The organism is Jatrophihabitans sp., assembly GCF_036388195.1.
In the GTDB taxonomy this organism is placed as follows: domain Bacteria; phylum Actinomycetota; class Actinomycetes; order Mycobacteriales; family Jatrophihabitantaceae; genus Jatrophihabitans_A.
In genome coordinates this window covers 1-8137 of sequence record NZ_DASVSG010000016.1, presented here as the reverse complement: position 1 = coordinate 8137, position 8137 = coordinate 1, and the positions used below count along the sequence as shown (strand labels likewise).

Sequence of the window (8137 nt, the reverse complement as noted above, 5' to 3'; positions counted from 1 at the left end):
AGGCGTCGCGCGCGTAGGCCACCGGGCCCTCGCCGTAGGCCTTCCAGCAATCGTCCTCGACGTAGGCGCGGGTCAAAGCCGCACCGCCCAGGAGCACCGGAAGGCGCAGGTCCTGGCGCCGCATCTCCTCGAGGTTCTCCTTCATAACGACCGTCGACTTCACGAGCAGCCCGGACATCCCGATCACGTCCGCGCGGTGCTTCTCGGCCGCGTCGAGGATCGCAGACACCGGCTGCTTGATGCCGATGTTGACCACCGTGTAGCCGTTGTTGGACAGGATGATGTCGACCAGGTTCTTGCCGATGTCGTGCACGTCGCCCTTGACCGTGGCCAGCACGATGGTGCCCTTGCCGTCGGTGTCGGCCTTCTCCATGTGCGGTTCCAGGTAGGCCACCGACGCCTTCATCACCTCCGCCGACTGCAGCACGAACGGCAGCTGCATCTCGCCGCTGCCGAACAGCTCGCCGACCGTCTTCATCCCCGACAGCAGGGTGTCGTTGATGATCTGCAGCGGCGACTGGTCCTGCATGGCCGCGTCCAGGTCGGCCTCCAGGCCGTTGCGCTCGCCGTCGATGATCCGCCGCTGCAACCGCTCGTCCAGCGGCAGCAGGGCCAGCTCCTGGGCCCGCGAGGCCGCGGTGGACTGCGAGGACACCCCTTCGAACAGCTGCAGGTAGCGCTGCAGCGGGTCATAGGCCTCGTTCACGGTGCCGTCGTCGTTCACGCTCTCCGGCCGGCGCCGGTCATAGACCAGATCCAGCGCCACCTCCAGCTGCTCGGCCGGGATCTTCGACATCGGCAGGATCTTGGAGGCGTGCACGATCGCCGAGTCCAGACCGGCCTCGACGCACTCGTGCAGGAACACCGAGTTGAGCACCTGCCGGGCCGCCGGGCTCAGCCCGAACGAGACGTTGGACAGCCCCAGGGTGGTCTGCACCTCGGGGTGGCGGCGCTTGATCTCGCGGATCGCCTCGATCGTCTCGATGCCGTCGCGGCGGGTCTCCTCCTGCCCGGTGGCGATCGGGAAGGTCAGGCAGTCGAGCATGATGTCCGACAGCGGGATGCCCCAGTTGCCGGTGAGGTCGCTGATCAAGCGCTCGGCGACCGCCACCTTGTGCTCGCGGGTCCGTGCCTGGCCCTCCTCGTCGATGGTGAGGGCGACCACGGCCGCGCCGTGCTCCTTCACCAGCGGCAGCATCCGGGCATAGCGCGAGGTGGGGCCGTCGCCGTCCTCGAAGTTGACGGAGTTGACGATGGACCGGCCGCCGACCATCTCCAGGCCGGCCTCGATGACCTGCGGCTCGGTGGAGTCCAGCATCAGCGGCAGGGTCGAGGCGGTGGCGAACCGGCCGGCGATCTCGCGCATGTCGGCGGCGCCGTCCCGGCCCACGTAGTCGACGTTGACGTCCAGCAGGTGCGAGCCGTCCCGGCTCTGGGAGCGGGCGATCTCCACGCACTGGGTGAAGTCGCCGGCCAGCATCGCCTCCCGGAACGCCTTGGAGCCGTTGGCGTTGGTGCGCTCGCCGATCATCAGCACCGAGGCGTCCTGCCGGAAGGGCACGCTGGCATACAGCGAGGCCACCGCGGGCTCGGACACCGGACGCCGCGGCGCGGCCTTCAGGCCGGCCACCCGCTCGGCCACCAGCCGGATGTGCTCGGGCGTGGTGCCGCAGCAGCCGCCGACCAGGCCGGTGCCGAACTCGGTGACGAAGGAGGCCAGCGAGCTCGCCAGCTCCTCCGGGGTCAGCGGGTACCAGGCGCCGTTCGGGCCCAGCTGCGGCAGGCCGGCGTTCGGCATCACCGACAGCCCGATCTTGGCGTGCTGGGACAGGTAGCGCAGGTGCTCGCTCATCTCGGCGGGCCCGGTCGCGCAGTTGAGCCCGATCAGGTCGATGCCGAGCGGCTCCAGCGCGGTCAGCGCGGCGCCGATCTCGGAGCCGAGCAGCATCGTGCCGGTGGTCTCGACGGTGACCTGGGCCAGCACCGGCAGCGGCCGGCCGGCGTCGGCGACCGCCCGCTTGGAGCCGATCACGGCCGCCTTGGTCTGCAGCAGGTCCTGGGAGGTCTCGACCAGCAGGGCGTCCGCGCCGCCCTCGATCAGGCCCGCGGCCTCCTCGTAGTAGGCATCGCGCAGCTTGCTGTAGTGGACGTGGCCCAGGGTGGGCAGCTTGGTGCCGGGGCCGATCGAGCCGATCACGAACCGCGGCCGGTCGGCGGTGGAGTGCCGGTCGGCGACCTCCCGCGCGATCCGGGCGCCGGCCAGGGCGAGCTCCCGGATCCGGTCGGCGATGTCGTACTCGGCGAGGTTGGCCCAGTTCGCTCCGAAGGTGTTGGTCTCCACCGCGTCCGCGCCGGCCGCGAAGTAGGCCTCGTGCACCCCGGCCACCACGTCGGGCCGGGAGACGTTGAGGATCTCGTTGCAGCCCTCCAGCCCCTCGAAGTCGTCCAGGCTCAGGTCGGCGGCCTGCAGCATGGTGCCCATCGCGCCGTCGGCGACCAGCACGCGTTCGGTCAGGGCGGACAGGAAGGGGTCGCTCGCGGGATCCAGAGGCACGGGAGAGAGTTTACCGGGCTATCCCGACGACGCCGCCGGGCGTTTTCCGTCGCGGCCGGCGGTCCCGGGCGCCGCGGCCGGTCTGCCGGCCCAGCGCGCCTGGAACGCCCTGGGCAGGGGTTACGGCCTGTTGCGGCTCACGCCCCAGCCACGGGGTCCTAAGCTGGGCAGATGACAGAATACGAGAACTGGCCGGAACTGAAGGACCCGGTTCTCGTCGCGGCATTCGAAGGCTGGAATGACGCCGGCGACGCCGCCACCGGAGCGATCGAGCACCTGGAGCTGACCTGGTCGGCGACCCCGCTGGCCGCCCTGGACCCGGACGACTACTACGACTTCCAGGTCAACCGCCCGACGGTGTCGCTGGTGGACGGCGTGTCCCGCCGGATCAGCTGGCCGACCACCCGGCTGTCGGTCTGCCGGCCCGCCGGCGCCGACTTCGACCTGGTGCTGGTGCGCGGCATCGAGCCGAACATGCGCTGGCGCGGGTTCTGCGAGGAGCTGCTGGAGATCATGCGCGAGCTCGGCGTGCGGACCGCGGTCACCCTCGGCGCGCTGCTGTCGGACTCCCCGCACACCCGGCCCACCCCGGTCACCGGAACTTCCTACGACGGCGCCAGCGCCGCCCGGTTCGGCCTGGACCGGTCCCGCTACGAGGGCCCCACCGGCATCGTCGGCGTGCTGCAGGAGGCATGTGTCAGGGTCGGCATCCCGGCGATCTCGTTCTGGGCCGCGGTGCCGCACTACGTCGCGCAGCCACCCAACCCCAAGGCCACCATCGCCCTGCTGCACCGGGTCGAGGAGGTGCTCGACATCGCGGTGCCGCTGGGCGAGCTACCCGCCCAGGCCGACGACTGGCAGAAGCTGGTCAACGAGATGGCGGCCGAGGACGAGGACGTCCGCGAGTACATCCGCAACCTCGAGGAGCGCGACGACGACGGCGAGATGCGGGAGGCGTCGGGGGACGCCATCGCCAAGGAGTTCGAGCGTTACCTGCGCCGTCGTGACCGGCCCGACGGCGGCGGCTGGCCGGGCTCCAGGTAACGGCCGGCCGCCAACACACTGCCAATTCGATCCGCGCCGGACCGCCTCGGCACCCCAGGCGCTGACCGCAACGAAGGGACGCCCCGCACCGATGCTCACCTTGCGCTGGGGCTCGGCCACCGATGTCGGCCGGGTTCGGACGCTGAACGAGGACAGCCTGCTCGCGGTGCCCGGGCTGTTCGTGGTGGCCGACGGCATGGGCGGTCACGCCGCGGGCGAGGTGGCCAGCCAGCTGGCGGTGGCCGAGTTCGCGCGGCTGGCCGAGCAGGCGGCGGTGCGCGCCGAGGACGTTGCCGAGACGGTCCGGCGGGCCAACGAGCACATCCTGGCGGCCGGCGCCGAGCGCGGCGACCGGCACGGGATGGGCACCACCCTGACCGGGATAAGCGTGGTGGGCGCTGGGCAGGATGCGCAGGGCGAGCAGCTCGCGGTCTTCAACGTCGGGGACTCCCGCGTCTACCAGGTCACCGAGGGGCAGCTGCGCCAGCTCACCGTGGACCATTCGGCGGTTCAGGAGCTCGTCGACGCCGGCCGGCTCACCGCCCAGGCCGCCAGGACCCATCCGCGGCGCAACGTGGTGACCCGGTCACTGGGCACCGACCCCGCTCCGGACGCCGACGTCTGGCTGGTGCAGCCGGTGGCCGGCGACCGGTTCCTGGTGTGCTCCGACGGTCTGACCGGCGAGCTGCAGGACTCCGACATCGCCGAACTGCTGGGCCAGAACCCGGACCCGCAGGCGGCCGCGGACGAGCTGGTGCGCCAGGCGGTCGCCGTCGGCGGCCATGACAACGTGACCGTGGTGGTGCTCGACGTCGTGGAGGTGCTTCCCGACCAGGCTGCTCAGGCCGCCCAGACCGCTCAGGCCGCTCAGGCCGAGACCGCGGCGCTGCCCTCCGCCGAGTCGCAGCTGCCGCCGACCGTGACGCTGCCGTCCGCCGAACTGGGGCTGCCGCCGACCGCCCCGATGCCCTCGCCCGTGCCGCGCGAGGTTAACGGCTGATTAATTCGCAGTTAATAACGACCGCGTGTAGTCGCCATTCTCTAGGGTGACTTCGCCGGTCGAATTTCATGTCTGCACACTGGTAGCCAATTCACGCATCTGGAGGAGACGTCTGTGTCGCGTTATGACTGGGGCAAGCAGCATGCGGCCATCGACGAGCTCCGCCAGGTCATCGAGCCGGCGCGGGTCAAGGTCATCAAGCACCCGGTCTACCACCGGCTGGCGACCCTGCAGGACGTCAACACCTTCACCGAGTCGCACGTGTTCGCGGTCTGGGACTTCATGTCGCTGCTGAAGAACCTGCAGCGCAACCTGACCTGTGTCGATGTCCCGTGGGTGCCGCGAGGCTCGACGGAGAGCCGCCGCCTGATCAACGACATCGTCCTGGTCGAGGAGAGCGACGCGCTCGGCGACGGCTTCACCAGCCACTTCGAGCTCTACGTCGGCGGCATGGAGCAGGCCGGCGCCGACACCAAGCCGGTCACCGAGTTCTTGGACCGGATCCGCAACGGCCAGTCCGTTCCCACCGCGCTGGTGGACGCCGCGGTCCCCTCGCCGGCAGCGGCGTTCGTCAACACCACCTGGAACTTCATCCAGACCGCTCCGCTGCACTGCCAGGCCGCGGCGTTCGCCTTCGGCCGGGAGGACCTGATCCCCGAGATGTTCGACCAGGTCGTCAAGATCGATGACCAGGGCGGCCGGCTCGCCACCTTCAAGGACTACCTCGCCCGGCACATCGAGGTCGACGGCGAGGAGCACACCCCGATGGCCATGGCGATGCTCGCCGACCTGTGCGGCGACGACACCGCCAAGTGGGACGAGGCCGCCGAGACCATCATCAGCGCGCTGCAGGCCCGCGTCGGGTTGTGGGACGGCATCCTGGCCCAGCTCGACTCACAGTCCTAGGCCGTCTCAGCGCCCGGTCCTCGAGCGTTTCAGCGCTCACTCCGCGGGGTCACGCGCACCAGCACCGGGGCATCCAGCACGGCGTTGTCGATCACGATGTCGGCCCGCTGACCAGGCCGGCATTCGGCGAGGTACCGGCGCTGCGCCTTTACGTACCGGGCCGTACTCGGGTGCTCCGGATCCGGGTCGGAGCCGTCCCGGCCGGCCATCCGCCGGGCGGTCTCGGCGAAGCCCACATCGAGGAAGATGGACAGGTCCCAGGCGCCGGCCAGCTCCGGACGGTGCAGGAAGATCCCGTCCAACACCAGGACGGCGCCGGCCGGAGCGGTGAGCAGCGGCGGGCGCAGCACCTGGTCGGTGGCCAGGTCGTGGCCGGCCGGGCGGTACCGGCGGCTGCCGCCCGGCCCGAGCGGGTCGAGGACCTCCGCCCACAGCCGCGGGTAGTCGAAGGAGTCCAGCCAGAAGCCGCTCGGCGACCCGCGGCCGCGCCGGTAGCGGATCGCCCGGACCTGATGGAAGTCATCGACCCCGACCCGGACCACCGGCCGGTCGGCTGCCCGCAGCGCGTCGGCCAGCTCGTCGGCGAAGCAGGTCTTGCCCGCGCCGTCGACGCCGTCGATGCCGACCCGGACGCAGTCGGCGCCCCGTGGCGGCGGGACCAGCCCGGCGACCAGCTCGATCAGCCGAGTCCGGACCGTCCGGCTGACCGGAGCCACCGAGGTCACCCGAGCCACCGGGTCAGAGCTTGATGCCGAGCAGGGCATCCACGGTGCGGGCCATCAACGCCGGCGCCGCCGGGTCGGCCCCGTCGGCGACCTGCTCCAGCGCCAGCCGCGCCCACCGGTCGACCGCTGCGATCGCGCCGCTGGTGTCCAGGTCGTCGGTCAGCCGGTCGCGCACCTGCGTCAGCAGCGCCATGCCGTCCGGCCCGGCCGCGGCCTCGCTCGCCCGGCGCCAGGTCGCCAGCCGCCGCTCGGCCAGCGGCAGCCGGCCGCCGGTCCACTCCCGGTCGGCGCGGTAGTGCCCGTCCAGCAGCGCCAGCCGGATCGCCATCGGGTCGACGCCGGCCCCGCGAAGCTTGGAGACGAACACCAGGTTGCCCCGGGACTTGCTCATCTTCTCCCCGTCCAGCCCGATCATGCCGGCGTGCACGTAGTGCCGGGCGAACGGCCACTGGCCGGTCAGCGCCTCGGCGTGCGCGGCCGAGTGCTCGTGGTGCGGGAACCGCAGGTCCGAGCCGCCGCCTTGGACGTCGATGCCCATTCCCAGCCGGTTGTGGGCGATCACCGAGCACTCGACGTGCCAGCCCGGCCGGCCGGCGCCGGCGGCGGTCTCCCAGTGCGGCTCGCCGTCACGGCGGCCACGCCACAGCAGCGCGTCCAGCGGATCGTGCTTGCCCGGCCGGTCCGGGTCGCCGCCGCGCTCGGCGAACAGGGCGAGCATCTGCTCGCGGGAGTAGCGGGACTCGTAGCCGAAATGGCCGCTGCTCGACGTCCGGGCGTAGATGTCGGACTCCAGCCGGTAGGCGTGGTCATCGGCCAGCAGCTTGGCCACCGCCTCGGCGATCTCCTGCACCGACTCGACCACGCCGACGTAGTCCCGGGGCGGCAGCACCCGCAGCGCGGCCATGTCCTGGCGGTACAGCTCGGTCTCGCGTTCGGCCAGCTCCGACCAGCTGGCGCCGGTCGCGGCCGCCCGCTCCAGCAGCGGGTCGTCGATGTCGGTGACGTTCTGGACGTAGTGCACCGCATGGCCGGCGTCCAGCCAGAGCCGGTGCACCAGGTCGAAGGCCAGGTAGGTGGCGGCGTGCCCCAGATGGGTCGCGTCGTATGGGGTGATCCCGCACACGTAGAGCCGGGCGGTGGCTCCCGGCGCGGTCGGCCTGACCTCGTCCGCGGCGGTGTCGTAGAGCCGCAGGGGCCGCGAGTTCCCCGGCAATGTGGGCACGTCAGGGGGGAGCCAGGACTGCATGGGGAGTTACGGTAGCCGCCGGTCGCCTCGATGCCACCGCCTGGGCGGTTCGCTCCGGAAACGGCGCGCCGGCGCACGTCGGGTAGAACTGATCCGGTGACCTCTTCTTCGCGCTACCTCGTCTCGGTGACCCGGTTGATCCCGGCCGAGCGGCAATGGCTCTTCGATGTGGTGGCCGACCCGGCCCAGCACCCGGTGATCGACGGCTCCGGCTCGGTCAAGGCGGCCCGTCCCGGTGGCCCGGACCGGCTCAGCCTGGGCGCCAGGTTCTCGATGGACATGAAGCTGGGCGCCGATTACCGTATCCTCAACACCGTCGTGGAGTTCGACGAGCCCGAGCTGATCGCCTGGCGGCACTTCAACGGCCACATCTGGCGGTACCGGTTCACCGAGGCGCCCGGCGGCACCGTGGTGACCGAGGAATGGGACGCCCGGAGCGCGCGGAACCGGCTCGCGCTGGTGTTGCTGCGGTTTCCGCAGCGCAACCGGGCCGGCATGATCGCCACCCTGGACCGGCTGGCCGAGCTGGCCGCCGCCCGCAGCTGACCCGGCGCCGGGCGCTAGTACGGCGGGTACGGGATCGCCGGCCATGCGGTGGGCGGCAGCGGAAAGACGCCCTTGGACAGCAACCGCCGCACCCGGCGACGGGCGGCCCGGACCTC

At 71.5% G+C, this 8137-nt stretch carries 7 protein-coding genes; 4 read left to right on the top strand and 3 right to left on the bottom strand.

Annotated elements, in window-relative coordinates:
- A partial coding sequence (metH, locus tag VF612_RS01160; RefSeq protein ID WP_408658014.1) for a methionine synthase occupies nucleotides 1-2482 on the bottom strand: 2482 nt, incomplete at its 3' end.
- A gap of 243 nt (nucleotides 2483-2725) precedes the next feature.
- Between metH and VF612_RS01155 the strand changes: the two genes are divergently transcribed.
- The 3 genes from VF612_RS01155 (at nucleotide 2726) to VF612_RS01145 (ending at nucleotide 5504) form a co-directional block, all read left to right on the top strand.
- A complete protein-coding gene (locus tag VF612_RS01155) occupies nucleotides 2726-3598 on the top strand; it encodes a PAC2 family protein (protein ID WP_408658013.1) in 873 nt (290 codons plus the stop codon).
- Nucleotides 3599-3689: 91 nt separating this feature from the next.
- Nucleotides 3690-4598, top strand: a complete 909-nt coding sequence (locus VF612_RS01150) for a PP2C family protein-serine/threonine phosphatase (protein ID WP_408658012.1) — start codon at nucleotides 3690-3692, stop codon at nucleotides 4596-4598.
- Between the two features lie 114 nt (nucleotides 4599-4712).
- Nucleotides 4713-5504 (top strand): DUF3050 domain-containing protein, encoded by a 792-nt coding sequence (locus tag VF612_RS01145; RefSeq protein WP_408658011.1) that lies wholly within the window; start codon nucleotides 4713-4715, stop codon nucleotides 5502-5504.
- 29 nt (nucleotides 5505-5533) lie between these two features.
- On the opposite strand, the gene VF612_RS01140 is transcribed toward VF612_RS01145, so the two are convergent.
- Together VF612_RS01140 and mshC are read right to left on the bottom strand one after the other, a co-directional pair.
- The gene (locus VF612_RS01140; RefSeq protein WP_408658010.1) at nucleotides 5534-6229 is read right to left on the bottom strand and encodes a uridine kinase; all 696 of its coding nucleotides are present in this window, start codon (nucleotides 6227-6229) and stop codon (nucleotides 5534-5536) included.
- A 13-nt stretch (nucleotides 6230-6242) separates the two neighbouring features.
- Nucleotides 6243-7475, bottom strand: a complete 1233-nt coding sequence (gene mshC, locus VF612_RS01135; protein ID WP_408658009.1) for a cysteine--1-D-myo-inosityl 2-amino-2-deoxy-alpha-D-glucopyranoside ligase — start codon at nucleotides 7473-7475, stop codon at nucleotides 6243-6245.
- 96 nt (nucleotides 7476-7571) lie between these two features.
- Between mshC and VF612_RS01130 the strand changes: the two genes are divergently transcribed.
- Nucleotides 7572-8021: an SRPBCC family protein gene (locus VF612_RS01130; protein WP_408658008.1), complete on the top strand. Its 450-nt coding sequence runs from the start codon at nucleotides 7572-7574 to the stop codon at nucleotides 8019-8021.
- Nucleotides 8022-8137 lie beyond the last annotated feature (116 nt).